26 protein-coding genes are annotated in these 26,286 nt (G+C 70.5%); 11 read left to right on the plus strand and 15 right to left on the minus strand.

Annotation, left to right across the window (positions count from 1 at the left end; translation table 11 throughout):
* The first annotated feature begins 42 nt into the window (after positions 1-42).
* The 8 genes from ACNKF0_RS09150 to ACNKF0_RS09185 are packed head-to-tail and all read left to right on the plus strand — an operon-like array spanning position 43 to position 8,858.
* Positions 43-1,332: a cytochrome P450 gene (locus ACNKF0_RS09150; protein WP_416957685.1), complete on the plus strand. Its 1,290-nt coding sequence runs from the start codon at positions 43-45 to the stop codon at positions 1,330-1,332.
* A complete protein-coding gene (locus ACNKF0_RS09155) occupies positions 1,329-2,405 on the plus strand; it encodes a PEP/pyruvate-binding domain-containing protein (protein WP_416957687.1) in 1,077 nt (358 codons plus the stop codon). Before ACNKF0_RS09150 ends, ACNKF0_RS09155 begins: the two co-directional genes overlap by 4 nt.
* A 31-nt stretch (positions 2,406-2,436) precedes the next feature.
* Positions 2,437-4,260, plus strand: a complete 1,824-nt coding sequence (locus tag ACNKF0_RS09160) for a PEP-utilizing enzyme (RefSeq protein WP_416957689.1) — start codon at positions 2,437-2,439, stop codon at positions 4,258-4,260.
* On the plus strand, positions 4,257-5,021 hold the full coding sequence (locus ACNKF0_RS09165; RefSeq protein ID WP_416957691.1) for an SDR family NAD(P)-dependent oxidoreductase: 765 nt from the start codon (positions 4,257-4,259) through the stop codon (positions 5,019-5,021). Before ACNKF0_RS09160 ends, ACNKF0_RS09165 begins: the two co-directional genes overlap by 4 nt.
* Positions 5,022-5,067: 46 nt before the next feature.
* Positions 5,068-5,388 (plus strand): 2Fe-2S iron-sulfur cluster-binding protein, encoded by a 321-nt coding sequence (locus tag ACNKF0_RS09170; RefSeq protein WP_416957693.1) that lies wholly within the window; start codon positions 5,068-5,070, stop codon positions 5,386-5,388.
* Positions 5,389-5,393: 5 nt separating this feature from the next.
* Positions 5,394-6,668: an NAD(P)/FAD-dependent oxidoreductase gene (locus ACNKF0_RS09175; protein WP_416957695.1), complete on the plus strand. Its 1,275-nt coding sequence runs from the start codon at positions 5,394-5,396 to the stop codon at positions 6,666-6,668.
* Between the two features lie 7 nt (positions 6,669-6,675).
* Entirely contained in the window at positions 6,676-7,374 is a 699-nt protein-coding gene (locus tag ACNKF0_RS09180; RefSeq protein WP_416957697.1) for an HD domain-containing protein, read from the plus strand.
* Positions 7,371-8,858 carry an aldehyde dehydrogenase family protein gene (locus tag ACNKF0_RS09185; RefSeq protein ID WP_416957699.1) on the plus strand — a complete coding sequence of 496 codons (1,488 nt, stop codon included), beginning with the start codon at positions 7,371-7,373 and terminating at the stop codon, positions 8,856-8,858. The genes ACNKF0_RS09180 and ACNKF0_RS09185 overlap by 4 nt, the downstream gene beginning before the upstream one ends.
* A gap of 9 nt (positions 8,859-8,867) precedes the next feature.
* Here ACNKF0_RS09185 and ACNKF0_RS09190 read toward each other — a convergent pair whose 3' ends face one another.
* Genes ACNKF0_RS09190 through ACNKF0_RS09220 form a run of 7 tightly spaced genes read right to left on the minus strand, consistent with a single transcriptional unit; the run spans position 8,868 to position 16,187 of the window.
* Complete coding sequence (locus ACNKF0_RS09190; protein ID WP_416957701.1) at positions 8,868-10,220, minus strand: FAD-dependent oxidoreductase; 1,353 nt, start codon at positions 10,218-10,220, stop codon at positions 8,868-8,870.
* Positions 10,217-11,020 carry an aspartate/glutamate racemase family protein gene (locus tag ACNKF0_RS09195; protein WP_416957703.1) on the minus strand — a complete coding sequence of 268 codons (804 nt, stop codon included), beginning with the start codon at positions 11,018-11,020 and terminating at the stop codon, positions 10,217-10,219. Before ACNKF0_RS09195 ends, ACNKF0_RS09190 begins: the two co-directional genes overlap by 4 nt.
* The gene (locus tag ACNKF0_RS09200) at positions 11,017-12,462 is read right to left on the minus strand and encodes an FAD-dependent oxidoreductase (RefSeq protein ID WP_416957705.1); all 1,446 of its coding nucleotides are present in this window, start codon (positions 12,460-12,462) and stop codon (positions 11,017-11,019) included. Before ACNKF0_RS09200 ends, ACNKF0_RS09195 begins: the two co-directional genes overlap by 4 nt.
* Positions 12,462-13,058 (minus strand): cysteine hydrolase family protein, encoded by a 597-nt coding sequence (locus tag ACNKF0_RS09205; RefSeq protein ID WP_416957707.1) that lies wholly within the window; start codon positions 13,056-13,058, stop codon positions 12,462-12,464. Before ACNKF0_RS09205 ends, ACNKF0_RS09200 begins: the two co-directional genes overlap by 1 nt.
* A gap of 50 nt (positions 13,059-13,108) precedes the next feature.
* On the minus strand, positions 13,109-13,825 hold the full coding sequence (locus tag ACNKF0_RS09210; RefSeq protein ID WP_416957709.1) for an SDR family NAD(P)-dependent oxidoreductase: 717 nt from the start codon (positions 13,823-13,825) through the stop codon (positions 13,109-13,111).
* Positions 13,822-15,246 (minus strand): FAD-dependent oxidoreductase, encoded by a 1,425-nt coding sequence (locus ACNKF0_RS09215; RefSeq protein ID WP_416957711.1) that lies wholly within the window; start codon positions 15,244-15,246, stop codon positions 13,822-13,824. Before ACNKF0_RS09215 ends, ACNKF0_RS09210 begins: the two co-directional genes overlap by 4 nt.
* The gene (locus ACNKF0_RS09220; RefSeq protein ID WP_416957714.1) at positions 15,228-16,187 is read right to left on the minus strand and encodes an isocitrate lyase/PEP mutase family protein; all 960 of its coding nucleotides are present in this window, start codon (positions 16,185-16,187) and stop codon (positions 15,228-15,230) included. The genes ACNKF0_RS09215 and ACNKF0_RS09220 overlap by 19 nt, the downstream gene beginning before the upstream one ends.
* Positions 16,188-16,320: 133 nt before the next feature.
* Here ACNKF0_RS09220 and ACNKF0_RS09225 point away from each other — a divergent pair, with 133 nt between their 5' ends.
* Positions 16,321-17,172, plus strand: coding sequence for an alpha/beta fold hydrolase (locus tag ACNKF0_RS09225; protein WP_416957716.1), 852 nt, complete (start codon positions 16,321-16,323; stop codon positions 17,170-17,172).
* A gap of 70 nt (positions 17,173-17,242) precedes the next feature.
* Here the strand turns inward: ACNKF0_RS09225 and ACNKF0_RS09230 are convergent, their stop codons facing one another.
* From ACNKF0_RS09230 to ACNKF0_RS09245, 4 genes are all read right to left on the minus strand, one after another.
* Positions 17,243-18,031: an IclR family transcriptional regulator gene (locus tag ACNKF0_RS09230; protein ID WP_416957718.1), complete on the minus strand. Its 789-nt coding sequence runs from the start codon at positions 18,029-18,031 to the stop codon at positions 17,243-17,245.
* 199 nt (positions 18,032-18,230) lie between these two features.
* Positions 18,231-19,277, minus strand: a complete 1,047-nt coding sequence (locus ACNKF0_RS09235; protein ID WP_416957720.1) for a tyrosine-type recombinase/integrase — start codon at positions 19,275-19,277, stop codon at positions 18,231-18,233.
* Between the two features lie 44 nt (positions 19,278-19,321).
* A complete protein-coding gene (locus ACNKF0_RS09240) occupies positions 19,322-19,495 on the minus strand; it encodes a hypothetical protein (RefSeq protein ID WP_416957722.1) in 174 nt (57 codons plus the stop codon).
* Positions 19,492-20,835 (minus strand): tyrosine-type recombinase/integrase, encoded by a 1,344-nt coding sequence (locus ACNKF0_RS09245; protein WP_416957724.1) that lies wholly within the window; start codon positions 20,833-20,835, stop codon positions 19,492-19,494. The genes ACNKF0_RS09240 and ACNKF0_RS09245 overlap by 4 nt, the downstream gene beginning before the upstream one ends.
* Before the next feature lie 435 nt (positions 20,836-21,270).
* Between ACNKF0_RS09245 and ACNKF0_RS09250 the strand changes: the two genes are divergently transcribed.
* Entirely contained in the window at positions 21,271-22,380 is a 1,110-nt protein-coding gene (locus ACNKF0_RS09250; protein WP_416957726.1) for a hypothetical protein, read from the plus strand.
* An 82-nt stretch (positions 22,381-22,462) separates the two neighbouring features.
* On the opposite strand, the gene ACNKF0_RS09255 is transcribed toward ACNKF0_RS09250, so the two are convergent.
* The 4 genes from ACNKF0_RS09255 to ACNKF0_RS09270 form a co-directional block, all read right to left on the minus strand.
* Positions 22,463-23,506, minus strand: a complete 1,044-nt coding sequence (locus ACNKF0_RS09255; RefSeq protein ID WP_416957728.1) for a hypothetical protein — start codon at positions 23,504-23,506, stop codon at positions 22,463-22,465.
* Positions 23,503-24,345: an AAA family ATPase gene (locus ACNKF0_RS09260; protein WP_416957730.1), complete on the minus strand. Its 843-nt coding sequence runs from the start codon at positions 24,343-24,345 to the stop codon at positions 23,503-23,505. The genes ACNKF0_RS09255 and ACNKF0_RS09260 overlap by 4 nt, the downstream gene beginning before the upstream one ends.
* A gap of 85 nt (positions 24,346-24,430) precedes the next feature.
* Positions 24,431-24,562 carry a hypothetical protein gene (locus ACNKF0_RS09265; RefSeq protein WP_416957732.1) on the minus strand — a complete coding sequence of 44 codons (132 nt, stop codon included), beginning with the start codon at positions 24,560-24,562 and terminating at the stop codon, positions 24,431-24,433.
* Between the two features lie 3 nt (positions 24,563-24,565).
* A complete protein-coding gene (locus tag ACNKF0_RS09270; protein WP_416957734.1) occupies positions 24,566-25,330 on the minus strand; it encodes a hypothetical protein in 765 nt (254 codons plus the stop codon).
* 97 nt (positions 25,331-25,427) lie between these two features.
* Between ACNKF0_RS09270 and ACNKF0_RS09275 the strand changes: the two genes are divergently transcribed.
* Positions 25,428-26,279: a hypothetical protein gene (locus ACNKF0_RS09275; protein ID WP_416957736.1), complete on the plus strand. Its 852-nt coding sequence runs from the start codon at positions 25,428-25,430 to the stop codon at positions 26,277-26,279.
* The last annotated feature ends 7 nt before the right edge of the window (positions 26,280-26,286 follow it).

Raw genomic sequence — 26,286 nt, forward strand, 5'->3', positions numbered from 1 at the left:
CCCGACGAAGCCACGATCCGAGCAGCACCCCCAGGAGGCGCGATGACGTCGACCCACACCCCCGCCCAGGCCCCGGCCGGGACGGCTCCGGGCTGCCCCGTCCACCACGGATACCAGCCGTTCGCGATGGACGACCCGTTCCCCGCGTACGCCGCCCTCCGCGCCGAGGAGCCGGTGATGTTCGACGACCGGATCGGCTACTGGGTGGTGAGTCGCTACGACGACGTCAAGGCCGTCTTCGAGGACTGGGAGACCTTCTCCTCCGAGAACGCCCAGGCCCCGGTGCGCCAGCGCGGCCCCGAGGCGAAGCAGATCATGGAGGAGGGTGGCTTCACCGCCTACTCCGGCCTCTCCGCCCGGGTGCCCCCGGACCACACGCGGATCCGCAAGGTCGCGGCCAAGGCCTTCACGCCCCGCCGCTTCAAGGTGCTCGAGCCCCAGATCCGCGCCAACGTGGTGCGCCTGCTGGAGGAGATGCTGGCCCGCCCCGAGCGCCGCGGCGACCTGGTGCGCGACCTGGCCTACGACGTGCCGACCATCACCATCCTCACCCTCATCGGCGCCGACCTCGGCATGGTCGACACCTACAAGCGGTGGTCGGACTCGCGTGCCGCCATGACCTGGGGCGACCTGACCGACGAGGAGCAGGTGCCGCACGCGCACAACCTGGTCGAGTACTGGGCCGAGTGCCGGCGCCTGGTCGAGGAGGCCCACGCGAGCGAGCGCGACAGCCTGGTCGGCGACATGGTGCGCATGCAGGGCGAGGGCGACCCGATCACCGACCACGAGATCGCCTCCATCTGCTACTCGCTGCTGTTCGCCGGCCACGAGACCACCACCACGCTGATCTCCAACGCCCTGCGCGTGCTGCTGCTGCACCCCGACCAGTGGGCGCAGGTCGTGGCCGATCCCGCACTCATCGCCGGCGCCGTCGACGAGGTCCTGCGCTACAGCGGGTCCATCGTCGGGTGGCGTCGCCGGGCCCTGCGCGACGCCGAGATCGGGGGAGTACCGGTGCCCGAGGGCGCCGACATCCTGCTGCTGATGGGCTCGGCCAACCGCGACGAGAACCGGTTCCCCGACGGCGAGTCCTTCGACATCGCCCGCCCCAACTCCCGCGAGCACCTGTCCTTCGGCTTCGGCATCCACTACTGCCTCGGCAACATGCTCGCCAAGCTCCAGGCCCGCATCGCCCTCGAGGAGACCGCACGGCTCGCCCCGGGCCTGCGCCTCGTCGACGGTGCCGACATCCACTTCGGTGACAACCTCTCCTTCCGCGCCCCGGTCGCCGTGCCGGTCACGTGGTCCGACGCCCAGGAGGCCTCGCAGTGAACGACTACATCGTCTTCTTCGACAGCGGCCACGAGCCGACCCTCGAGCTGCTGGGCGGCAAGTGCGCCTCCCTGGTCTCGATGACCACCGCCGGCATGCCGGTGCCGCCGGGGTTCGCCGTCACGACCGCCGCCTTCGACCACTTCGTCGACGGCAGCGGGCTGCGCGCCGAGATCACGGCCTGCCTAGCCCGCATCGACCCGGACGACGTCGCGTCCGTCGACCGGGCGTCCGCCGAGATCCGCGAGGCGATCGAGTCGCGCGAGGTCCCCGACGACATGCACGGCGTGCTGCACACGGCGTACGACGAGCTAATGGCGCGCTTCAGCGAGGAGGTGCCGGTCGCGGTGCGCTCCTCGGCCACGGCCGAGGACCTGCCCGACGCGAGCTTCGCCGGCCAGCAGGACACCTACCTGTGGCTGACCGGCTACCCCGCCGTCAGCGAGCACGTGCGCCGCTGCTGGGCCTCGCTGTACACCAGTCGCGCCATCACCTACCGGCTGCGCAACAGCATCCCGGAGGAGGACCTGTCGATGGCGGTCGCGGTGCAGAAGATGGTCAACGCACGCGTCTCGGGCGTGGCCATGACCATGGACCCCTCCAACGGAGACCGCTCGAAGATCGTCATCGACGCCTCCTGGGGCGTCGGGGAGATGGTCGTCTCCGGGCAGGTGACGCCCGACAACCTGCTGCTGGACAAGGTGATGCTCACGGTCGTGCGCGAGCACATCGGTGACAAGCACGCCGAGCTGGTCCCCGACGCGGCCAGCGGCTCACTCCTGGAGCGGGAGGTCGAGCACGAGCGGCAGGTCGTCCGCTGCCTCGACGACGCCGAGCTACACGCCGTCGCCAGCATGGCCAAGCGCGCCGAGAAGCACTACGGCTGCCCCCAGGACATCGAGTGGGCGCTCGACGCCGACCTGCCCGACGGGGACAACCTGCTGCTGCTCCAGTCCCGCCCGGAGACCGTCCACTCCGCCCCGGGGGCCACGCCGGCCCCCGCCACCCCCTCGACCTCGGGACCGACCGGCTTCTCCATGTCCGGTTTCACCTCCTCGCTCCTCGCCCGCTGAGCCTCGGCCCAGCCACACCCAAGGAACCCACATGACCATCGAGCAGACCCTCAAGTCCTTCCCCAAGCCCTCCGAGATCGAGGTCCCGGCCGGCGCCGAGGGCTGGGAGGACCTCTACCCCTACAACCTGGTCTTCGACAACGCGCCCGGGGGCGACGAGAAGTTCTGGTTCTGTGACAGCCAGCACTGGCCGACGGTGTTCAAGCCCTTCGAGACGATCGGCGGCGAGTTCGCGGTCAAGTGCCTCGGGCAGTACAACACCCGCCACCTGCTGATCCCGCCGGCCAACGGCATCGAGTTCAAGATCCACCTCGGCTACCTCTACATGAGCCCCGTCGCGGTCCCGGAGGAGGAGGTCGCGGCGCGGGTGCCGGAGTTCGAGCGCCGCGCCGGGCACTACTTCCAGAACTGGGACAGCCTGCTCGAGGCCTGGCACCACAAGGTCCGCGCGACCATCGACGAGATGGAGGAGCTGACGTTCGAGCCCCTGCCCGACGTCGTGCCGTTCGACGACATCGTCTCGGGCAAGGCGATGGACGGCTCCCAGGTGCTGATGGAGAACTACGACCGCCTGATCGCCCTGCTCTACCGCAACTGGCAGTACCACTTCGAGTTCCTCAACCTGGGATACCTGGCCTACCTCGACTTCTTCGGCTTCTGCAAGGAGGTCTTCCCGGGCATCCCCGACCAGGCGATCGCCAAGATGGTGCAGGGCGTCGACATGGAGCTGTTCCGTCCCGACGACGAGCTGAAGAAGCTGGCCGTGAAGGCGGTTGCGATGGGCATCCAGTCGGCGTTCGCCGACACCGACGACGTCGAGGGCACCCTGCGCGCGGTCCGCGAGGCGGGGGGCGAGGAGTGGCTGGCCGACTACGAGGCCGCGCACGACCCGTGGTTCAACTTCACTGTCGGCAACGGCTTCTACGGCCACGACAAGTACTGGCTCGAGCACCAGGACATCCCGCTCGGCTACATCAAGGACTACGTCCGACGGGTCGAAGCGGGCCAGGACATCATGCGGCCGGTCGCTGAGCTGACCGCGGAGAAGGAGCGGATCATCGCGGAGTACCGCGAGCTCCTCGCCCCCGACGTCCAGGCGCAGTTCGACGCCAAGCTGGGCCTCGCCGCGACCGCGTACCCCTACGTGGAGAACCACAACTTCTACATCGAGCACTGGACGATGGGCGTGTTCTGGCGCAAGGTGCGCGAGCTCGCCCGTGTCTTCGCCGACGCCGGCTTCTGGGCCGACCCGGCCGACATGCTGTACCTCAACCGCAACGAGGTCCGCGACGCCATCTTCGACCTGGTGACCGGCTGGGCGGTGGGCGCCGAGTCCACCGGTCCGCACTACTGGCCGGCCGAGATCGAGCGGCGCCGGGGGATCATCGACGCGCTCTCGACGAACCGCCCGCAGCCGGCGCTCAACACGCCTCCGGCCCAGATCACCGAACCCTTCACGATGATGCTCTACGGCATCACGACCGAGCAGGTCCAGCAGTGGCTCGCCGGCGACGAGGGCAGCGACGACGGCGCGATCACCGGGATGGCCGCCTCGCCCGGCGTCGTCGAGGGTCCGGCCCGGGTGATCACCTCGGCCGACGAGCTCGGTGACGTGCAGGAGGGCGAGATCCTGGTCGCCACCATCACCGCGCCGTCCTGGGGACCCATCTTCGGCAAGATCAAGGCGACCGTCACCGACATCGGCGGCATGATGAGCCACGCAGCGATCGTGTGCCGCGAGTACGGACTGCCTGCGGTCACCGGGACCGGATCGGCGTCGACCACGATCCGCACCGGGCAGATGATCCGGGTCGACGGCAACACCGGCCGCGTCGAGATCCTGGACCCCGCATGACCGTGCAGACCGACCGGGGGCCCGTCCGCACCGTCCTGGTGACCGGTGCGGGCGGAGGCCTGGGCCGCGCCTTCGCCCTCGGCTTCGCTGCTCGCGGCTACCGCGTGGCGGTAGCTGACATCGACACGGACGGGGCCGACGAGACGGCCCGGCTCGTCAAGGACGCCGGCGCCGAGGGCTGGGCCGGACGCGTCGACGTCACCGACCCGGCGTCGACCGAGGACCTCGCCGCGCAGGTGGCGGACTTCGGCGGCGGGTCCATCGACGTGCTCGTCAACAACGCCGCCGTCTACGGCACCGTCACCCGGTCCCCCCTCGAGGAGATCGACCCCGACGAGTGGGACCTCGTGATGGGCGTCAACCTCAAGGGCCCCTGGTTGATGACCCGGGCCGCCAGCCCCCACCTGCCCGAGGGCGGCCGGGTCGTCAACCTCTCCTCGGCCACCGTCTACTCCGGCTCGGAGAACTGGGCGCACTACGTCGCCTCCAAGGGAGGTGTCATCGCCCTGACCCGGGTGATGGCCAAGGAGCTCGGCCGTCGTGGCATCACCGTCAACACGATCGCGCCCGGCTTCACGCTCACCGAGGCGAGCAAGGGCCTGCTCGAGGACGCCGCGTCGTACGGCGTGGACCGCGGCGCGCTGCGACGGGCCAGCCAGCCCGAGGACATCGTCGGCGCCGCGCTCTACCTCGCCGGTCCCGACAGCGGCTTCGTCACCGGCCAGACCCTGGTCGTCGACGGCGGCCGCCAGTTCATCTGACCCACCACCCCCGCACATCCACCGCACCGCCACTTGGAGGAAGCACATGTCGACCGTCACCTACACCGACCACACCGGGCAGGCCCGCGTCGTGGAGGCGACCGTGGGCGACTCCGTCATGGAGACCGCGGTCCGCAACGGCGTGCCGGGCATCGTCGCCGAGTGCGGCGGGTCCCTGTCCTGCGCCACCTGCCACGTCTTCGTCGACGAGGCGGACCTCGCCTCGATCCCTCCCATGGAGGAGATGGAGGACGAGATGCTCTGGGGCGCCGCCCAGGACCGGGAGGACAACTCGCGCCTGTCGTGCCAGATCAAGGTGACCGAGGGTTGCGACCTGCACGTGACGACCCCGGCGACGCAAGTGTGAGCGACGTGCCCGCGACCCACGGACTCCTCGTCGTCGGCTCCTCCCAGGCCGGCGTCTCCCTCGCCACCTCGCTGCGTGCCCTCGGGTACGACGAGCCGATCACCCTGCTGGGCGACGAGAACCACCGTCCCTACCAGCGCCCGGCGCTGTCGAAGGAGTGGCTGCAGGGGGAGATCACCAACGAGTCGTTGATGTTCCGCACCCAGGACTACTGGGACGAGCACCGCATCGAGGTGGTGAAGAACGAGCGGATCATCCGCATCAACAAGCGTGACGACGGCTCCGGGGTGGCCCATGCGCTGTCGGGGCGCGAGCTCGCGTTCGACCGACTCGCCCTCGCCGTGGGGGCCCGGCCGCGACGGCTCCTCCTCGAAGGCGTGGACCTGCCCGGCGTGCTCTACCTGCGCAACGCCGACGACGCCCTCGAGCTGAAGGCACGCGTGCCGGCCGTGCGCGACGTGGTCATCATCGGCGGCGGGTTCATCGGGATCGAGGCCGCGGCCTCCCTGCACAAGATGGGACGCACCGTCACACTGCTCGAGGCCGCTCCCCGCCTGGTGGCCCGCGCCGTGGGGGAGCAGACGTCGGCCTACCTCCTCGAGCACCACCGATCCGCCGGCATCGAGGTCGTGCTCGGTGCGGACGTGCGCCGCATCGTCGCGCACGGCGACCGGGTCGGCGGCGTCGAGCTCGGCGACGGACGGGTCGTGCCGGCCGACCTCGTGCTCGTCGGCGTCGGAGTGATCCCCAACACCGAGCTCGCCGAGTCGATCGGCCTCGAGTGCGACAACGGCATCCGCGTCGACTCCTCCGCCCTCGCCTCGGACGGCGTGACCGTGGCGGTCGGCGACTGTGCCAACCAGCCGAACCCCATCCCCGGTGCCCCCGAGGGTGACCGGGTGCGCTTCGAGAGCGTCAACAACGCCATCGAGCAGGCCAAGGTGGCCGCCTACGCCATCACCGGCCGGCGCGAGGAGTACGCCGGCATCCCGTGGTTCTGGTCCAACCAGGGCGACATCAAGCTGCAGATCGCCGGGCTGTCGACCGGCCACGACCGCACGCTGGTACGCGCCGACCCGGAGCGCGGCAAGCACTCGGTCCTCTACTACCGCGGGGACCGGCTGCTCGCCGCCGACTGCATCAACCACCCCCTGGACTTCATGGCCGTGCGCAACGCGCTGTCGAAGGGACTGGTGATCGGCTACGACGACGCCGTCGACCCCGCAGTCCCGCTCAAGTCCGTAACCGTCGACCCGGCCGCGCTCGTCGCGGCGGAATGAGGACCCCATGACCGCCCAGCCCGCCCAAGCCCACCGGACCGCCGACCTGCCCGCCGAGCGCCCGGTCCCCGCCGCCGGACCGGTCGATGCCTCACCGATCTCGCTGACCCCGGCGGCCGGCGACGACCTCGACCCCGTGTGGCGCTCGGTCGTCACCGAGACCCGCACCCGGGGCAACGACATCCACCTGCCGATCTCGCTGGCCTACGCCGAGCGGCTGTGCGACGCCCACCCCGACGCCGACCGCCTCCTCGTGCGTGTGGCCATCCTGCTCCACGACACCGGGTGGGGACGCGTCGACGAGAGCCGCATCATCTCCGAGGGCTTCACCGGCGACTGGCGCAAGGCCGCGATCCGCTTCGAGCACGAGAAGCAGGGCTGCATCATCGCCCGCGAGGTGCTGCCCGGACTCGGCTACGCCGAGCCCTTCGTCGACGCGGTGTGCGCGATCATCGACGGGCACGACACCCGGCAGGACGCCTACTCCCTGGAAGACGCGCTGGTCCGTGACGCCGACCGGCTCTGGCGCTTCGACCACGCGGGCATCGCCCTCGCGTCGGGCTGGTTCCGGATGGACCCGGCCACCTACACCGACCGGCTCCAGGCGGAGATCATCCCCGAGCTCATCACCGCCGCGGCCGTCGAGATGGCGTCCGCCGACCTCGGTCGCTCCCGCGCGCTCCTCAAGACCGCGGTGATCCGGTGACCGCGACCAGCGCGGCGGACACCGCGCAGACGCACGTACCGCGGTGGACCCACGCCGATGACCTCTACGTCGACGGGGGCTGGCGCGCGTCGTCGTCGTCCTCGCGGATCGCGCAGGTCGACCCGGCGACGGAGCGTGAGTGGGGATCGGTCCCGGACTGCTCGGCCGAGGACGTGGACGCGGCGATGAACGCTGCGGACCGGGCGTTCCGGGCGGGTCCGTGGTCGACGAGCACCCCCTCGTCACGAGCAGCCCTCCTGCTGCGCGTCGCCGACGAACTGGAGGCCCGCGCCGGGGACATGGCGGTCACCAACACCTTGGAGAACGGGTCGCCGGTCAACGAGACGCGCGGCGCCGCCGCCAACGCCGCCGGCATCTTCCGTCACGTCGCCGGACTTGCGCCGTGGCTCGAGGACGAGGACATGCGCCCGTTCCCCGCGGGTGGCGCGGAGTCCGTGGTGCGCAAGGACCCCCTCGGTGTCTGCGCGCTCATCGCCCCGTGGAACTTCCCGATCAACCTCATGGTGGTCAAGCTCGCGCCGGCCCTGCTCGCCGGCAACACCGTGGTGATGAAGCCGGCCCCCGGCACCTCGCTGTCGATCCGCTTCGTCGTCGAGGCGTGCGAGGCGGCCGGCCTCCCGGCGGGAGTCGTCAACCTAGTGACGGGCGGGGGAGAGGTCGGCGACCGCTTGGTGCGCCACCCCCTCACCGCCAAGGTCGCATTCACCGGGTCGACGCCCGTCGGGCGTCGGATCGCCGCCGCCTGCGGCGAGCTGCTCCGCCCGGTCACGCTCGAGCTCGGCGGGAAGTCATCGGCGATCGTGCTGGACGATGCCGACCTCGACCAGGTCGCGTCCGTGCTGGTCCGCAGCTGCCTGCGCAACACCGGTCAGACCTGCTACATCTCGACCCGCATCCTGGCCCCGTCCTCGCGGTACGACGAGGTGGTCGACATGGTCACCCGAACCGTCGCGGGCGCGCGGCAGGGCGACCCCTTCGACGAGGCCACCGTCTTCGGCCCGATGGCGTCCCGGGCGCAGTACGAGGTGGTGCGCGGCTTCCTCGACTCGGCCCGTGCCGAGGGCGCGAGGGCCACCACGGGCGGTCGCCCGGCCGCGACCGAGCGCGGCTGGTTCATCGAGCCCACGGTCCTGGCCGACGTCACCCCGGACATGCGTGTGGCCAAGGAGGAGATCTTCGGCCCCGTCGTGAGCGTGCTGCGCTACACCGACCTCGATGAAGCCGTGGCGATCGCCAACGACACTCCGTTCGGCCTCGGCGGGCTGGTCTTCTCGGCCAACCCCGCCCGCGCCCTCGCGGTCGCCGAGCGGATGGACACCGGTTCCGTAGGCCTGAACTTCTTCGGCTCCAACCACAATGCGCCCTTCGGTGGCCGCCACGACTCCGGCCTCGGGGTCGAGTACGGCATCGAGGGCCTGTCGCAGTACGTCACGTACAAATCCATCCACCGCTCGCTCGACTGACGCGGTTGCTCAGCTGGTGCTCCTCTGATGGGTGGTGGGACATTCCGGGACGCCGGCCAGCGCGTTTCCGACGATCCAGCCCATGCCGAAGGCCGACAGCAGGCCATTGCCTGAGCTGTAGCCGTCCGAGCTCGTCCCGGCCAGGCCACAGGCGGCGCCGCCAGCCGCAAAGAGCCGGGGGATGGGGGCTCCGGAGATGTCGAGCACCCGGCCGGTCGGGTCAATGACGGCGCCGCCCTGGGTGGTGAGGACGCCGTGGGTCACCCATGCGAGGTGGTACGGCGCCTGGAGAGCGCGGCGTCCGGGGTGGGGCGTGAGTGCGCGTTCGGTGGTCGCGACAGACAGGCCGAGCCGACCGGCCAAGTCGGCGAGGGACTCAACTTCGGAGATCGCTCCGGCAGCCAGGCAGTCGCGCATCATCTCGGACTCCGCGGTGGCTGCCATCGCGGTTGCGTCCCACACCATCGCGGCACGCTCGCCCGGCTGGCGTTGGAGGATGCCCGCCATCGAGGAGTAGCCGTGTGCCTCCTCGTCGACGAACCGCGCACCCGACGTGTCCAGCAGGACGGCGCCGTTGAACTGGAGGGCGGGGGAGACGCGGGTGCCGTGGCCCACGACGACCAAGCCTGAGCGAAGTGCCGCACCCATGTTGCGGAGCTGCGCGCCGACACCGGCGAGCCAGCCGATCGCGTCACCGGTGTTAGTCGACGTGCCGCCGTGGAACGGCTCGCCGAGGTGGGGCAGGTGCTCGGCCATCAGCGCGGGGTGGGCCGCAAAGCCGTCGGTGGCGAGGACCGTCGCGTGTGCGGTGACCTCCTCACGGGCGCCGTTCTGCTCGACAACCACCCCGTCGATGCCGGACTTCGAGGCCAGGAGGTCGACGACCGGGCTCTCATCGACGAAGGCCACGTTGGGGCGAGCGGCGAGCAGGTCGCGCAGGTGTCGCACCAGCCGGCCGCCGCCGACACGACCGACGTCGGTGTGCAGGCGCGGGACGGACATCCCGGCGCGTGGCATGTCGGCGCCGATCTCTATCGGGTAGCCGGTGTCGGCGATCCACTCCACGAGGTTGGGTGCGACCGCGCAGAGAGCCTCGACGACCGGGCGCCACTCCTCGTCGCCGCTGGCCTTAAGGATGTCGTCGGCGTGCTGCTGCGGCGAGTCCTTGATGCCCGCGTCCCGCTGGAACCGGGTGCCGCCGGCGGCGAGCGAGCCGCTGGAGATGGCGGCGTTGCAGCCCTCGCGCGTCGACTTCTCGAAGACTGCCACGACCAGGTCCTCGTCGAGCGACGCGCGCAGCGCGGTCATCAGTCCGGCAGCGCCGCCGCCCGCCACGACGACGTCGACGTCGACGTCGGTCATGCCAATGACTCCGGTACGCCGTAGAACGAGCGTGCCGCGTCGACGAGCTCGCGGGGCGGCCGCGCGCCGTAGAACCCCACCCGGCTGGGCCGGATGCCACTCGCGCGGTGCTGGGCGCCGCGCAGCTCGGCGACCCGGGCGCAGGTGCCGAGCGAGTCGAGGACGGGGACGCCATCCACCTCGACCATGCCCTGGTCGGCGAGGAACACGTTAAGAGGGCCCTCGCCCGGCACGATCACCGTCGCGCCCTCGGCGATGGCTCGTCGGGCTGCCGACGCGAAGGCGTCGAGCAGCGGCATCGGGTCGGCGTACGCCGCCATGACGTCGGTGAAGCCCGCCTCCACCTGAACGATCGGGCCGACGAGTGCCTCCAGGCGGTAGTTGCGGAAGTTGCGCCGCAGCTGCGGGACCAGGGCCCCGATGAAGTTGACGATGCCGACGCAGTCGCCGAGCTGGGCCGCCATGAGCACCGAGGTCTGACCGAAGGCGACGACCGGGATGTCGACCAGCGTGCGGACCTCCTCGAACCCGGTGTCGGGGATGGTGCCGATGAGGAACGTGTCGTAGCCCTCGTCCTGCGCCCGAAGCGCGGCGTGCACGAACTGCTCGCGGTGGAGTCCTGCGAGGTAGGCATAGCCGATGTGTGTGCCGGGGTAGTCGCTCGGGTAGGTGCCCGCGGCCATTCCGTGCAGGTCGATCGTCGTGCCCGCACCGACCTGTGCGGCGAAGTGCCGGTGCAGCGCGTCGCGGTAGTGCGGCACGTCGTCGAGGACGGTGAAGCTCTGGTGCCAGATCCTCATCCGCGAGCCGCCTCACGTCCGGCGATCCTGCCGAACGTCGCCCCGCGCAGCACCGACGTGGAACCGGTGTAGTTGGAGTAGTAGAGCCCGGTCATCTCGCCCGCAGCCCACAGCCCGCGAACCACGCGGCCGTCGTTGTCGACGACCTCCGCTGCCGCAGTGGTCTTGAGCCCGCCGAAGGTGAACACGTTGGCCGCCATGATCGGGTAGGCCTCGAACGGACCCTCGCTGACCGGCCGTGCCCAGTGGGACTTCGGGGGGACGAGACCGCTGGTCGCCAGACCGTCCGGCGCCAGCGGCGAGAACTCACCCTCGCCGCACGCCGTGTTGTACGCCGAAAGCGTCCGCGCGAGCGCCTCCGCGGGCGCGCCGATCCCGGCCGCCAGCTCCTCGATCGTCCCGGCGACCACGGGCGGGACCTCGGTGCGGATCCCGGAGCGGATGTTGGGCACCGACAGCGCCTGCTGGTCGAGGACCGCCCAGGCGACGCCGCCGGTCTGGGCGGCGATGTCCCGGGTGGTGCGCTCGTACCACGCGTCGATCGGGCCGCGGGCCTCGTCGACGAACCGCTCGCCCTCCGCGTTGACGAGCACGCCGTAGGGGAAGGCGAAGATCGCGGCCTCGGGCTCGCCGGAGCGCGGGTCGACCGGCTCGGCATGGAAGAGCGAGAAGTTGCCGGCCGTGGCGGCGCCGACCGCCAGCGCCATCTCGATGCCCTCACCCTTGTTGTAGTTGCCGCCGCGGGCCACCGGTCGAGACGTGAGCGCACGGTCGCCGTGGTAGCGCGCCATCATCTCGGCGTTGCCCTGGTAGCCGCCCGAGGCCAGCACCACCCGGCCACCGAACGTGACCCGGCCGGCGGGGGTGTCCGCGACGACGCCTTCGACGCCGGTGGCGCCGGTGACGAGAGAGCGGGCGGTGGTCTCGAAGCGGAACTCCACGCCGAGCCCGCGGGCCGCCTTGCCCATGGTCTCGACGATGGCGAGACCCCCGCCGACCGGCGCCATCCGGGTCGTCGAGGTGGTGAGGAACGGCGTGGGCAGGAAGTCGTAGCGCATGCCGTGCCCGCCCATCCAGGCCAGCGTGTCGGGCGCAGACGCCGCGAGCTCGGCGACGTAGTCGGGATCGACGGCGTGGTGCGCCTTGTAGAGCGGCGACTGACGCTTGGGGGGGCGTGCGGCGTCGGCCATGATCGACGGGTCGGGGTGGCCCATGAAGTCGTCGACGAGCGTGTCCTCCAAGCCGTCGGCGGTCTCCTCGAGCGACTTCATCCGCAGGAACGCCTCGGTGTAGCGGGTGTTGCCGCCCGTCTCGGGCTCGGTGGACCTCTCCAGGATCGCGACCCGGGCACCGGCCTCCGCAGCGGCGCAGGCTGCGGTCAGGCCGGCGACGCCGGCTCCGACGACCACCACGTCGTAGTCGTGCTCGTTGTGGCGGCCCATCACAGCCCACCCAGCAGGTCGGCCGCCGTGGTGACGGTGCCAAACAGCGGCAGCATGTTCTGCACCGAGAAGTCATGGAAGTCGGCACGGAACGACGCGCACATGTCCTCCACCACCGTGACCTGCAGTCCGGCATCGCTGGCGTGCCTAGCCGCGGACTCCACGACGAGGTTGGTGGCCACACCGCCCAGCACCACCTCGGTGATGCCCTCGGCGGCGAGCACGTCGCGCAGCGGCGTACCGACGAACGGGTCGACGCAGCCCTTGTCCACCACGGGCTCTCCTTCGACCGGCGCGAGCTGCGCGACGATCTGGGCCTCGGGGGAGTCGGCGAGCATCGCCTTCTGATCGGGGTAGGCGTCGAAGCGGGGAAGGCGATTGGTGCGTAGCGTGTACGTGGGGTCGAATGCGAGGCGCACGTGCACGACCAGCCAGCCGGCGGTGCGAGCCGCCGACAGCACCTTCTCGGCCGTGGCCAGCACGCCGCGCTCGGCGACCTGGGCGGCCAGTGGCGGCATCCGGAGGTGCGGGCCTTCCTCGCAGAGCGCGACCTGGTAGTCCATCAGGAGCAGTGCGCGGCGGGGGGTGTTCGTCATGGTGGGTCTCTTTCGGTGCGGTTTGCGGGTGGGGTGCGGGTGGATGGGTGTCACCAGGCAGACCAGCCGCCGTCGACGTACAGGACCTGTCCGGTCACGTAAGACGATGCGCTGGAGGCGAGGAAGAGGAGGGGGCCGGCGAAGTCGGTGGCCGGGTCGCCGAGCCGGCCGAGCATCGTGCGGTCGGAGAACCACTGCAGCCGATCGGGGTCCGCGCCGAGGGCGGCGGTCATCTTGGTCGGGTAGAAGACGCCCGGTGCCAGGCAGTTGACCGTGATTCCGCGTGGACCGAGCTCGGCGGCGAGGGCGCGGGTCACGTTGGCGACGCCGGCCTTGGACGCGTAGTAGGCGGACTCGGGGATGGGGCCGACGCGCTCGGCGTAGACCGTGCTGAGGGTGACGATCCGGCCCGTGTCGCGCATGGCCGGCGCGACCTCGCGGGCGAGCAGCCAGCTCCCGGTCAGGTTCACGCGGACCACGTGCTCGAACTCCGCGACGGTGGTCTCGTCGTAGGCCTTGCGCAGCATCACGCCAGCGGCGTTGACCAGGATGTCGATGCGTCCGTGCTGCTCCAGGACGGTCGCGACCAGGGACTTGACCGAGGCCTCGTCGGTCACGTCGACGTGCAGGAGGCCGTCGCCGTGGACGTCGGCACGGACCACGGTCGCGCCGTGGGCGGCCAATGCCTGGGCGGCACGCTCGCCGAGGCCGCCGGGCCCGGCGCCGACGACGAGGGCGACGTCACCGGTGAGGTCGAAGCGGCTCACCACTCGAGCTCACTCTCTTCGGCCGCGGCGTGGGTGCCGGCCAGGCGCCCGAAGATGCCGGCCTTCCCGATGGACGTGCCGGTGATGTAGCCGGCGCCGTGGAAGCCGCCGATCACCTCTCCGGCGGCGTACAGCCGGTCGATGGGATCGCCGAAGACGTCCAGGACGCGGAGGTCGGTGTCGACGGTGAGGCCGCAGTAGGTCGCCAGCACGACGCTGCCCGACGGGTGCGCGAAGTAGGGCGCCTGCTCGAGCGGGAAGGGCTCGCCGACCGAGCCGGACAGGTGGGTGCGGCCGAGCGGGTCGGGGGAGGCGGCGCGGATCGCGGTGTTGTAGTCGTCGACGGTCGTCACGAGGGAGTCCGGGGGGAGCCCGAGCCTGGCCTCGAGCTCCTCGATCGTGTCGGCGCGGACGAGCAGGCCCGAGCTCTCGCGGCCGACGAAGTCGTAGATCGGCACCTCGTCGCTGGACGCGGCGAGCACCCGGCTGTCGAAGACCTGGAAGGTCGTGACGCCCGGCTGCGCGAGCGCGCGGTCGCCGAGCTCCTTGTAGTTGCGGGACTCGTCGACGAAGCGCCTGCCCTCGTGGTTGACCGCGATCGCGCCCTTGTAGACGGCGAGGATGCCGGTGCCGTCCTCGTCGGGGTGCATCTCGTGGAAGTGGCCGTAGGTCGCCTTGACGTAGGGGGTGTCGACGACGCCGGCGCCTAGCTGCCACGCCATCAGCAGTCCGTCGCCTTCGCAGCCGTCGCCACCGGCGCGCAGCGCGTGCTCCATCTGGGGGGCGAAGCGCGCGAGCAGGTCGGGGTTCTGGGAGAAGCCCCCGGTCGCGAGCACGACCGCGTCGGCGAGTACGCGCTGTGTCCCGTCGGGGGTGCGCACGTCGACACCGACCACGCGGCCGCCGTCGAGCACGAGCCGCTCGGCCGGGCTGTCCAGCACCAGTCGTGCGCCGAGCCGGCCGGCCGCCTTGAGCAGGTGGACGAGCATCGCGGTGGTGTCGGTCGGGTGCGAGCGGGGGGCGGACTGGCCTGACGCGGCGTGCACCTCGCCGTACTGCACGCCGTGGCGCTTGAGCCAGTCGTAGGTCTCGAGCTGGTGCTCGCAGTAGAGGTCGACGAGGCGCTCGTCGTTGCGGTGCTGGCCGACCTCGAGCAGGTCCTTGCGCAGCAGCTCGACGGAGTCGGCGATGCCCTGTGCCTGCTGCTCGGCGGTGCCGGCGAAGGCGGACAGGCCGGCCGACTTGACCGTCGAGCCACCGATCGCGGAGGTCTTCTCCAGCATCACCGCGAACTGGCCTGCCTCGGCGGCGGCGAGCAGCGCCGCGCAGCCGGCCAGGCCAGAGCCCAGCACGAGGACGCCGACGCGCTCGGGGAGCTCGGTGTCGTAGGGCAGCCCGGGGATCATCGGCGTCCGTCCCATGGCTGATCGAGCGCCGCCTCGGCTGCGGCGAACTCCGGCAGGTGGACGAGCGACTGGCGGTCGGGCCAGGTCGCCATCCGGTCGGACCGTGTGCCGGTCTCGCCGTGCGCGGCGAGGTGGGTGAGGGCCTCCTGGCCGGCCAGCATCATCGAGCGCATCAGGTAGTTGGCGAAGAGGACGACGCCGAAGCCGAGGTCGGCGTACTCCTTCAACGCCAGCTCGGGCGTCTTGCCGCCCTCCACGACGTTGACCAGCAGGGGCACCCCGGCGAGTTCGCGGCCGACTCTCGCCAGCTCCGCGACGGTCCGCGGCGCCTCGACGAAGAGGAGGTCGGCGCCCGCCTCGACGTACGCCCGGCCGCGGGCGATCGCCTCGTCGATGCCGTGCGCGCTGCGCGCATCGGTGCGGGCGATGATCACGAGGGCGTCGTCGGTGCGCGCGTCGGCGGCGGCGGCGAGCTTGGTCTGCATGTGACCGGTCGGAATGAGGGCGTGGTCGTCGAAGTGTCCGCACCGCTTGGGCATCTCCTGGTCCTCGAGCTGGATGGCAGCGGCGCCGGCCCGCTCGAGCAGGCGGATCGTGCGCATCGCGGCCAGCGGACCGCCATAGCCGGTGTCCGCGTCGACGACCACCGGTAGGCGCGTCGCCTCGGTGAGTCGGCCGACGTGGTCGACGACCTCGCCGAGCGAGATCAGCCCGAGGTCGGGGACGCCGTACTGGGCGTTGGCCAGGCCCGCTCCGGTGGCGTACACCGCGGCGAAGCCGGACGTCTCGACCAGCCGCGCGCCGAGGGCGTCGGTGATGCCCGGCAGGACCAGGGGCTCCTCGGCGGCGAGGGCGGCACGCAGTGCGAGGCGGCGCTCGTGGGCGCTCGGCATCGGGCCGACGCCGGTGAGGTGTCCGGTGTCCGCCCCGTTCACGGCAGGGTGCTCCAGCAACATGCGGCGAACCGTGCCACCGCGACCGCCTCCCGGTCGCGGACCGCGGTCCGCTGTGCGGCACGCGGTCCACACGTCGCGGCCCCGGCCGGGCGTTCAATCGCTGCAGACACTGCAGACCCGAACAGGAGCAAGCATGAGTGCACCACTCACCGACGAGGGCACCACCCGCTTCGTCGAGACCGCCAGCTGGAAGCTGAAGTACAACGAGGCCGGCGAGGGCCACCCCGTGATCCTGCTGCACGGCAGCGGGCCGGGCGCGACGGGCTGGAGCAACTTCTCGCCCAACATCGGCGCGCTGTCCGAGCACTTCCGGGTGCTCGCGCTCGACGCCCCGGGCTGGGGCCAGTCCGACGCGGCGACGTCCGACGACTATGACCACCCCGCCGCGGTGCTGGAGTTCATGGACACCCTCGGCATCGAGAAGGCTGCGCTGGTCGGCAACTCGATGGGCGGGATGACCGCGATCACCTTCGCCGCGCGCTACCCCGACCGGATCTCCCACCTCATCACGATGGGCCCGGGCAGCTTCTTCTCCGTGCCCGCCATGTTCGGCCCCGGCGACGGCCCGAGCGAAGGCCTCAAGATCCTGCAGGAGGGCTACCGCAACCCGACCCCCGAGGTGATGAAGCGGCTCGTAGAGATCATGTCCTTCTCGTCAGAGCACGCCACCGACGAGCTCGCCCAGCAGCGTGCCGACAACGCGTCCTCGCGCCCGGACCACCTGGCCAACTTCCTGTCGAGCTTTGCGAACAAGGGGCCGGTCCCGACCGCGGCGACGCCGCAGGAGATCACCATCATCACCACGAAGGCGCTGCTGATCCACGGCCGCGACGACCGCGTCGTGCACTTCGAGCACTCGCTGCGCCTCGTGTCGATGATCGCGGACTCGCGCCTGGTCCTGCTCAACCGCTGCGGCCACTGGGCCCAGCTCGAGCACGCGCAGGAGTTCAACCGCCTGGTGCGGTCCTTCATCAACGACAACTGAGACACCGAGCGCGACGGCCCCCGACCTTCGCGGTCGGGGGCCGGTGCCATTCGGAGGTCAGGCTCGCGGATCAGGCAGCGAGGTCGCGTGAGATCGCGGCCGCCGTCCGCTGCACCAAGGGTGCGGCGGTGGTCGGGTTGAAGCCGATCGCGTTGCCGGACATGGAGATCGCGCCCACGGCGCGGCCGTCCAGCAGGATCGGGGCGGCGGTGCACACGAGGCCGAGCACGACCTCCTCGCGGTCGTGCGCCACTCCCTCCGCGTTTACGCGGCGCAGCGTCTGGAGGAAGCGGGCAGGGTCCGCGACGGAGTAGCGCGTCCGGCGCTGGAGGCCCTCGTCCAGGACGGACGCAATCACGTCGCGCTCGCTGAAGGCGAGGATGGCCTTGCCCAGCCCGGAGCACGCGGCGTTCATCCGGCCACCGACGCGGGTGGGGACGCTCATGGTCTGGGGCCCGGCGATCTTCTCGAGGTAGACCACGTCGGTCTGCTCCAGAACGGCGAGGTGGACCGCGGCCTTGCCGGAGGCGGCGAGGAAGAGGTCGGTCAGGTGGGGTGCCGCGGTCTCGCGCAGGCCCTCGGGACGGCACAGCGGCACGCTGTTGCCGAGCTCGAAGAGCAGCCGACCGAGGCAGTAGCCGCGACCGTCGCGCTCGACGAAGCCGCTCTGCTCGAGGTAGGCCAGCAGCCGGAAGGCGGTCGACTTGGGGACGCCGGCCAGGCGGGAAATCTGGCTGACTCCCAGCGTGGGGCCGTGGAGGCGAAACGTGTCGAGCAGCTGGAGTGCCTTGGTGACTGAGGGCACCACGTCACGCTCCAGGTCCGACGACTGCTGAACTTCCATCTCGACGACGGTCATGTGCTCTTCTTCCCGGCCCGATCCTGATGGCGTCGACGGTCGGTGTGACCGCCACCGCTGCCTCGCTTCACGCGGGTCGAACGGACGATCGTGGTGAACGCTGAGGAGAGCGAGTTCGTGCGCCAGACGATCGAGCTGGGGCTCGACTGCGTCAATCAGGGAGGGATCACCTACCTACAGCACCTGCCGGACCTCGACGTCAGATGAAGGAACCGGCCCCTGACGCCAAGTCGACCCCCTCCAGTGTGCGGGAGCGCCGTGTGTTGAATGCTCGCAACTGCAACGATTCGATGGCCTCGCGCTGAGCGTCAGCAGGCCGGCGGTCGTACCCGGCGGTCGTCTCAGGACGCACGTGCCCGGCGATGCGACACACGAGCACGAGGTCATATCCGTTGGAGAGCAGCGTGGTGATCATGAACCGGCGGAGATCGTGCGGGGTGACGACTCCGAGTCCGGCCTGCTCGCCCCGGTGGCGGACGATTTTCCAAACCTGGTGGTAGCTCAGCTCCCGGGACGCGAACATGCGCTTGGCGCCGTAGCGCAGGAGAGGACGGCCGGTCCGTGAGAGCGGCAGGAACAGCGGACCCGGCTCGTGGCCCCGGATCTCGAGCCACGCAGAAAGGGCATCGACCGCCGCTGGGTGCAGCCAGGACTCGCGCGGACGACCGCCCTTGGTGATCGTCAGGTTCACCCTTTGCTCGCCGGGAGTGATGTTCGCGAGGTTGAGCCCTGTGATCTCGACGGACCGGATGCCGGAGGATGCGAGCACCGCAAGCAGTGCGTGGTCGCGGATGCGGGTCGCATCGTTGCAGTCGCCGCCGGTCATGCAGGCCTCGAGGAGGGAGTCGACGTGCTTCTCGGAGAGGTACCGTCCGGCCGGGAGAAGGACTCTGCCGGCGTTCTTGGTCTCGAACGAGGAGCCGTGCAGGAGTTCGTCGTGGGTGAGTAGGCCGACGCGGCGGCAGCAGGTCAGCATCACCCGGACAGCGCTGGCCCACTTCATGGCGGTGTTGTGGGACCGGTCCCCGATGGCGGAACGCCAGAGGTCCTCGACGTCGAGCTCGTCGGTGAGGAGCTCCCAGGGGTAGTCAGCAGCCTTGTAGTCGCCTCCGCTGCTGAGCCGGGCGAATGCCTCTAGCGCTCGCACCATCGTCTGCTGACTGCTCGGGTTGTGCCGGTACCGGCGCCGAAAGCGGTCGAAGGCCTCGGCGCGCATCGTCAGGACGTGTGCCTCCTGCTCGCTCACGACGTGCAACCGCCTGGCGCGCTGGTGTCGTTGTCCCTCCATGCTCACGAGTCGCTCCGATCTTCCAGGATGCTGCCGATCAGCTTGTCGAGGGTCAGCCCGTTCCCGTGCCCGTCGCGCGTCGCCACGTCGAACTGCACGGTGGTGACGATCGTTCTCGGGGTGATCGCGCGGGCGGCCAGGTCCGCGATGGCCTCTCCGTGGGGGCTGCTGTTCATGCTGCCCCGCCGATCCGGCGCGACGTGAGGTTGATCGAGCCGATAGCGTTCCGCATCTCGTCGTCGGAGGTCATGTCGTAGATGAGGGTGCTGCCGAGCTTGCGATGGTTCAGCAGCTTGCTGACCAGCGCTGCGTCGTACGTGCGAAGCATCTCGGTTGCGAAGGTCCGCCTGAAGTCGTGAGTGCCGAACCTCTCGATGCTGGCAGCGTCGCAGCGGGAGTCCAGCATGTCGCGGACGGACGTGGGCGCCATGGCCCTGGTGATGGGGGCGTGTGCCGCGGTGAAGAGCTTGCCTGCCTTGGTGCCGCGCTCGCGGAGCCAGGCGAGCAGGAGCGCCTTGGTGGCCGGATGCAAGAACACGACGTGGGGGTCGGTGTTCTTGGTGGTGCGCAGGTGGATGAGGTTGTGGCGCTGGTCCCAGTCCGTGAGGTCGATCCTCACGAGCTCGCCCACCCGAAGCCCAGTGGTGCGGAAGAGGGCGATGATGGCGCTGTTGCGGGCGCGAGCGAACTCGGTGCCGGTGCTCAGGCAGGCGTCCATGAGCTGGTCGAACTCGTCGTCGGTGATGCGGTGCCGCCGGGTCGAGCGGCCCGGGGCGATCGTGTACAGAGCCTCAAGGAGGAGCTCGCGTCGCAGGGCGCTGATGAGTCCGGCCTTGTAGCACTGGACCACCACGGCGCGCACGGCGCAGACGTAGTCGTTGCGGGTGCTCTGGTTGTTGTAGCGCCGGTAGGTCAGCTGGTGGAAGTCCTCGGCGTCCTCGACGGTGAGTTGGTGCCAGGGGTAGGCGCGCATGTCTGCGGCGCCGACTGAGGTGTGGAGGTCGTTGAGGAGCAGCCGTTTGGCCATCCGGAACTTCGTGCGCGCCCGGTCGCGGCTGACGCCGTCGGTCCACCGGCTCAGGGCGCGGTCGTACGGGGTGCGTCCCTCCCCGAGAAGGAGTCCGGCGTCCGGGTCGGGGTCATGCCAGTCGGCGTTGCCGTCCGGGCCGGTCGAGTCCTTGGTGTTGGAGATCCGGAAGTTGCCGGCGGCCACCAGGCGCGCGAAGGGCGATGCGACGGTCCGGTTCGACGGGTCCGTCGTGATCGGTTCTGCTGGATTTGTGGGGGAGTGGCGTGCGTCTGGGCTACCCGAGCGGTGGCCCCGGTGGCTGCCGTGCTGGTCGTCAGGCTGGATGTCGTGCTGGCTGACGGGCCGGTTGGCGGGCATGTTGGCGGGCCGGTTGGCGGGCCGGTTCTTGGGGGCGTCGGCGGTCTGTGCGCCGGACGTTTGGACGAGCCTCGGCCCCTCGGCGCCGGGGGGCTTGCCGGGGGGTGCGGGTGGTCCCGCGGTGACCATGGTGCTCACTCTAAGAGCCCTTCTGGCGGGTTGACCCCACCGATTGTGAAAGGCAAAGGATTAGCTCTTCCCTTGCCCTTCGACGCCCGATCTGAGCGTCAGCAGGGCACTGTGTGGGCCGGACGCGGCCGCGCAAGGTACTCGGCGAACCATGCCGGTGCCGCGGCTTTGGGGCTGTGTCCGCAGTGCCGCGAGAACCGGCCTACAGCCGAACGTGTGATGTCGCGTTGGGTGTCGCAATGGTCCCCGCTGCTGATTTCAGGCGATCTGGTCCAAGCGTGCGACTGGGACGGCCCGGCCTCCGCCTCCATGCCCCGTGTTCAGCGCGGCTCGGAGGTCCCTGCAACATCCTCCGCGCCGCCGTTGCGGAACCGCAGCGGACTGTCCCGGGACCGCTGCGGGAGTTCGCACTTGGACACTCGCCGTCGTTGACAGGTGTCCTCCAGCGCGGACACTCGGATTTCGCACCGGGACACTCCGACTTCGCAGTCGGACACTCGCCTCGTCGCGTGGTGCTGCAGTCACTTGGTCGACACGGATGTCGCCGGTCGTTCGTACTCTCCTGGGACGACCTGCGCGCTCAGCGCACGACGAGATGGGGGCTTCGTGAAGGTTGACGAGTGCCGGCCGGCGAGCACGCCGGCCCTGCGGGACGACGCGGTGCGGGGCATCCGGACGGACGCGCGGTTCCGGGCGACGGAGAAGGGCTTCGACGAGCTGAGCGGTGACGACCAGCGGGCACTCGAGGCGATGGCGAAGGCAGAGCTGTTCTGGATCTCCGAGGAGATGTCCGAGCTGTGCCGAGATGCGGTCGACGGCCTCACTGAGGCGCATCTTGGCAGAGACCTATGGCCGGCGGACTACGGCTTCATGGTCTTCGCGACCCCGGTGCAGGTGGAGGGCCACGAGTGGAAGAACGACAACGACCCTGCACTCGAACCCATCCGGGCCCTGGGCTGGTACCTCGACGGCAGCGAGGTGACGGTCCTGATGTTCGTCGACCTGGACGACATGGTCTCCGCGACGTTGATGCGGGTTCATGGCGAGGTGGACCCGGCGCGTCATCGCGAGCGCGTCGCGTCGTTCACTGCTGAGCTGGGGATGAAGTGGCTCTCGCCGGCGACGGGTGACGCCTACCCGATCGACCGGCCGTACCGGTTGGAGGAGCATCCGGGCGAGGGCGCTCCGGCGGGGTTCATGTTGTCGACGGTGTGGCTGCTGATGGGGCAGCGCGGTCTCGCGTCGACGACGACCGGTGTGCCGGAGCCGAAGAACAAGGCTGCGCGCCGCCGTCAGGCGCCGCTGAGGAAGCAGCTCGACGCGGTGCGGATCATCGAGCTCCGGTCAGGCACGGACCACGCGGCAGCGTACGCGGGGACGACTCGTGCGTACCGGCACCGGTGGATGGTGAAGGGTCACTGGCGTCAGCAGTGGTACCCGTCGCTCGGCATGCACCGGCCGGTGTGGGTAGCGCCGTACGTGAAGGGCCCCGAAGGTGCCCCGCTCCTGACCGGGGAGAAGGTCCACACGTGGCGCGGCCGCTGAGCGGCCGTGAGGTAAAGAGAAAGGAATAAGAAAAGGTCGAGGGCACTTCATTTTCTTTTCGCTCCGAGACCTGACCTCGCTCTCACGTGGCGGTCTGGCGTGCGCGGTGACCTCGAACCCCCGGGGTTTCGTCGAAGACACCGTCGAGAGGCTCGATGGCGATGCACCCGGCGAGGCGCCGCAGTGTGCGCAGCCGGGCGACCGCGAGCCGGTGGCGATGGTGGACTTCCACCCATGGGCCGGTGAGCCCGTGACCGTCGCGGATGCGGATAGCTCCGCCGTCGGGAGTGACGTCGGCGATGCGCGCGCCTTGGGCCTCGGGATGCGTCTGCCCGAGGGCGTCCATGCCGGCGGTCCACGGTTCTCGGTCGAGCGCCGTGAGGGTCCAGTAGTGGTCGGCGTTGGTGTCGGGGTGCTCGAGGGCGCAGGCGAGCCGGTGACGAACCTGACTGGCCGTCGCGTGTCCCGCGGTCATGGCACGTCGGGCCCGGCTGAGCAGGCACCCGGCTTGTTCGTGAGCGCTGTTGTGCGGTCGCTGGCAGGTCCAAGCCTCCTCGGGGCTGTAGGTCTGCTGCCACCAAGCCGGCGTCTGCAGCGGGCATTCGTCGCCAGTGGGGCGGTGCTGCCACAGGGAGACGAGCGCGGCGGGTCGGGTGAGCTGGCAGGTGTCCTGCATCCAGTGGTGACGGTCGGCGCCCGCGCCGGCCCGGTCGGCTCGCTGGGAGGCGTCGAAGATGAGCCACAACTGGACGCTGCTGAGCAGGGCGGTCTCGTGGAGTGCGGCGAGCGCGTCGAGGCTGAGGTGGTTCGCGTCGTCGACGATGACGTGCCGTACGGGACCGTGAATGAGGTGGGTGAGCGCGCGGAGCAGGTGGCGGTCGCCGGCGGCGCGTGGTTCGCGACGGCCGACCGCTCCGATGGCGTCGAGGAGGTCGTGGCTCAGGTTGGGCAGGATGGACTTGGCGTTGCTGGCGTTGGCGACGGGCGCGGGGTGGACCCAGGCGGTGTCGCCGTGGCGGGAGGCGACGTGGCGTAGCCGCTCGACGACGTGGCCGAGTTCGTCGGGATGAGCGAGAGCGGCGATGGGTCCGGGCTGCGGTTCGTACCACTGGTCGGCTGCGGTCATCGGCCGGCCTTCTTGAGTGCGCTGGTACGGGCGCCGGCAGGGGTGAGGGCGAGCGGTGCGCCGGTGCGGTCGTAGATGACCTCTTCGGCGACCTCGTGGGTGAGAGGTCCGGTGTGTCCGAGCTCGAGGGCGGCCTTGAGGAGCATCTCGGAGTGGTTTCGCCACACGCCATTGCCGTAGGCCTGGTCGATGAGCTCGAGGAGCTGCGGGCGTGTGGCGGCGAGGTCGGGGTGGCTTGCCTGGAGCCGCTTGACCATGAGCTCGGTGGAGTGGGTGCGCAGCAGGATGCGCTGGTTGACGCGGGTGGCCAGCGACGGCTCCTTGTCGAGGTGCGCGTTGAGGTTCGACCCGGCGAGGACGATGGCGAACCGGGGCAGGCGGCTGGTCCAGAGCCAACGGAGCTGGCGCAGCGCTGCGTGGGAGAGGTGCTGTGCTTCGTCGACGATGAGGAGGGTGGGGACGGCTGCGAGGTAGTCGCGGGCGGCGTGCTGGAGCTGGTGCGCGGTGCCCGTCGCAGAGCCGGTGATGGCGGTGGTGAGGACGTCCCACTGGGCGCGGGTGGCGCCTGCGCTCTCGGGGATTTCGACGAGGACGGTGTTGACGTCGGACACGGCGGCAAGGGACTGCAGGAGGGTCGACTTCCCGGAGCCCCAGGGTCCGGAGACGACGGTGGCGGTGCAGCGGTCGAGGGCGGTGGGCATGCCTCCGATGAGGCGGGTCATGTCGGGGGTGACGACGAGGCGCGACCCGGGCGGCATGTAGGTGCGCCGGAAGTCGGGGTCGAGGTGTTCGTTCGCGTGTTCGGGCTTCCAGGCGTGGGGGTGGTTCTCGGTGAGCATGGTCTTGGTCTTCCTGTTGCTGGTCGAAGGCGCAGCAGTTCGCTGCAGGGCTGGGTGTGGTGCTGGCGTCGTGGTGCGGTGGACGTCAGCTGTCGTCGGTATCGCGGGTGCGGCGGCGGGCTGCGATGCGGGCGGCCAGCGCTTCCGCATCTGCTTCGAGGTCGTCGGTGTTCTCTTCGGCGGGCTTGCGGCGCCGGCCGGTCGACGTGCGGACCACCTCCTACTCGTCGACGTGCGTGCCGGAGTCGTGGGGAGCCGGCTCGTCGCTGGCGGTGTCGTCGTGCCGGGTGTCGTCGTGCCGGGTGTCGTCGTGCCGGGTGTCGTCGTGCTGGGTGTCCGCGAGGGCTTCGGCGACCTCGGCTGCGTCGGCGAGCGCGTCGGCCACCTCGGCCCACTGGTTCTCCTCCTCGACGGCTTGGGCCTGCGAGCGGATGGCGCGGACGGTGCGTGCCTTCTCGACGAACTGCTCGCGGGCGGCGCGGTCCTGCAGGAGACCGTGCTGGTCGGCCGGGTCCGCGTCGTCACGCGCGGTGGCGGACGCGAGGAACTTGCCGGACTCGTCGAAGACGTAGAGGACGTCGGGGTTCAGGAGCTGACGGATGTGCAGCTCCTGACCCTCCACGGCACGGCTGGCGAGCTGCCGGGACAGGTAGTAGGCGTTGTTGAAGTAGATGCCGCGGGTCTCGTCGTACTTGCGGGTGCAGACGAACTCGGCGAGGTCTGCTTCGTCTTCGACGGTGAGGGTGGGCCCGGTGTAGACGACGCCGTCGGCGACCGCCTCGGCGTACACCTCGAGGCGGCTCTTGCCCTTGTGGGGGCCCTTGGTGATGGCGGCGTGGACGATGTGGTTGAACCACTCGTGGGCTCGTTCGACGATGGCCTCGAACGGTGGGGTGCCGTGGTCGAGGCGCTGGCCGGCTCGGTCGGCCCATCCGCGGCGCCAGCCGCTGTCGTCTGCGAAGTACCGCAGCGTGGACAGGTGCATCACTTCGTGGTCGCCGTTGGCCTGGGGCTGGTGCGACGGGCTGGGGTCGGGGCTGATGCCGAGCTTGCGCGCGGCGGCGAGACCGGCGTCGCCGACGATGACGCTGCCCCTGGTCGGTGTTCAGGTAGCGGGCGACGCCGGCGACGCGGAGGTCGGACCCGTCGTCGTGGAAGCCGGGGACGGTGTAGCCGATGGCGGCGGCTGCGAGGACCTTCGCGGTGTCCACGGAGGTCGCGGCCCGGTGGATGACGTGCATCGCCAGCGGGAGGCCGCTGAGCCGCTCGCGGACGACGAGCATCTTCGGTTCGACGTCATGGCCCCGGAGCTTGGCTCGGGTCTTGAGGTCGTACTCGTCGATGGACCAGGACTCGTTGACGCGCTCGCGTCCCGTCAGCGGCCAGGTCGCTTCGACGGACCGCTGCGTCTTGGCGTCCGTGCGGGCGCCGACGCGGATGGGCTCGGAGACGTTGTTCCAGGCGCGACGGATGGTGGCCTCGGAGAAGTTGTTCAACCGGTGGCCTTCGGTAGCGCGGACCTCCTCGAGGGCGTGGGAGACGTAGGTGTACGACGCGAACAGCGCGACCTCGGCGGGGGTGAGCTGGAGGGCTCGGCCGTGCTCGTTGAACTTGTAGAGCCACCCGGGCAGTCCCTCGGGGTGGAGGTCCTTCCGGCATCCGCGTCCGTGCCGGGACCCGGCGCACGTGTGCGCGCACCCGGCGGCAGCGTGGTCGGACCCGTCCTGCTCGCCGTCCGCCTCGCCGTCGGTGTCGGCGGGGGTACGGGCGCGGGCGAGCGCTTCGTTGTTCCACTTCTCCCACAGGCGGTTGACGGTGCGAAGGGTGACGTCGGCGTCGGCGGCGCACTGCTTCTTGTCGGCGGTGGTGACCTCGCCGAACTCCTCGAGGGTCTCGGTGAGCTCGTTGATGATGCGCTGCCGCATGGCCGGTGACATCCGG

This window comes from Nocardioides sp. T5 (genome assembly GCF_048161455.1).
Taxonomy (GTDB): Bacteria; Actinomycetota; Actinomycetes; order Propionibacteriales; family Nocardioidaceae; genus Nocardioides.

Bases quoted from the DNA above. Each gene is read 5' to 3' on its own strand.
- ACNKF0_RS09150 (WP_416957685.1), top strand. From the start codon at position 43: ATGACGTCGACCCACACCCCCGCCCAGGCCCCGGCCGGGACGGCTCCG.
- ACNKF0_RS09160 (WP_416957689.1), top strand. From the start codon at position 2,437: ATGACCATCGAGCAGACCCTCAAGTCCTTCCCCAAGCCCTCCGAGATC.
- ACNKF0_RS09165 (WP_416957691.1), top strand. From the start codon at position 4,257: ATGACCGTGCAGACCGACCGGGGGCCCGTCCGCACCGTCCTGGTGACC.
- ACNKF0_RS09170 (WP_416957693.1), top strand. From the start codon at position 5,068: ATGTCGACCGTCACCTACACCGACCACACCGGGCAGGCCCGCGTCGTG.
- ACNKF0_RS09180 (WP_416957697.1), top strand. From the start codon at position 6,676: ATGACCGCCCAGCCCGCCCAAGCCCACCGGACCGCCGACCTGCCCGCC.
- ACNKF0_RS09190 (WP_416957701.1), bottom strand. From the start codon at position 10,220: ATGACCGACGTCGACGTCGACGTCGTCGTGGCGGGCGGCGGCGCTGCC.
- ACNKF0_RS09195 (WP_416957703.1), bottom strand. From the start codon at position 11,020: ATGAGGATCTGGCACCAGAGCTTCACCGTCCTCGACGACGTGCCGCAC.
- ACNKF0_RS09200 (WP_416957705.1), bottom strand. From the start codon at position 12,462: ATGGGCCGCCACAACGAGCACGACTACGACGTGGTGGTCGTCGGAGCC.
- ACNKF0_RS09205 (WP_416957707.1), bottom strand. From the start codon at position 13,058: ATGACGAACACCCCCCGCCGCGCACTGCTCCTGATGGACTACCAGGTC.
- ACNKF0_RS09215 (WP_416957711.1), bottom strand. From the start codon at position 15,246: ATGGGACGGACGCCGATGATCCCCGGGCTGCCCTACGACACCGAGCTC.
- ACNKF0_RS09220 (WP_416957714.1), bottom strand. From the start codon at position 16,187: ATGTTGCTGGAGCACCCTGCCGTGAACGGGGCGGACACCGGACACCTC.
- ACNKF0_RS09225 (WP_416957716.1), top strand. From the start codon at position 16,321: ATGAGTGCACCACTCACCGACGAGGGCACCACCCGCTTCGTCGAGACC.
- ACNKF0_RS09230 (WP_416957718.1), bottom strand. From the start codon at position 18,031: ATGACCGTCGTCGAGATGGAAGTTCAGCAGTCGTCGGACCTGGAGCGT.
- ACNKF0_RS09240 (WP_416957722.1), bottom strand. From the start codon at position 19,495: ATGAACAGCAGCCCCCACGGAGAGGCCATCGCGGACCTGGCCGCCCGC.
- ACNKF0_RS09245 (WP_416957724.1), bottom strand. From the start codon at position 20,835: ATGGTCACCGCGGGACCACCCGCACCCCCCGGCAAGCCCCCCGGCGCC.
- ACNKF0_RS09255 (WP_416957728.1), bottom strand. From the start codon at position 23,506: ATGACCGCAGCCGACCAGTGGTACGAACCGCAGCCCGGACCCATCGCC.
- ACNKF0_RS09260 (WP_416957730.1), bottom strand. From the start codon at position 24,345: ATGCTCACCGAGAACCACCCCCACGCCTGGAAGCCCGAACACGCGAAC.
- ACNKF0_RS09270 (WP_416957734.1), bottom strand. From the start codon at position 25,330: ATGCACCTGTCCACGCTGCGGTACTTCGCAGACGACAGCGGCTGGCGC.
- ACNKF0_RS09275 (WP_416957736.1), top strand. From the start codon at position 25,428: ATGACGCTGCCCCTGGTCGGTGTTCAGGTAGCGGGCGACGCCGGCGAC.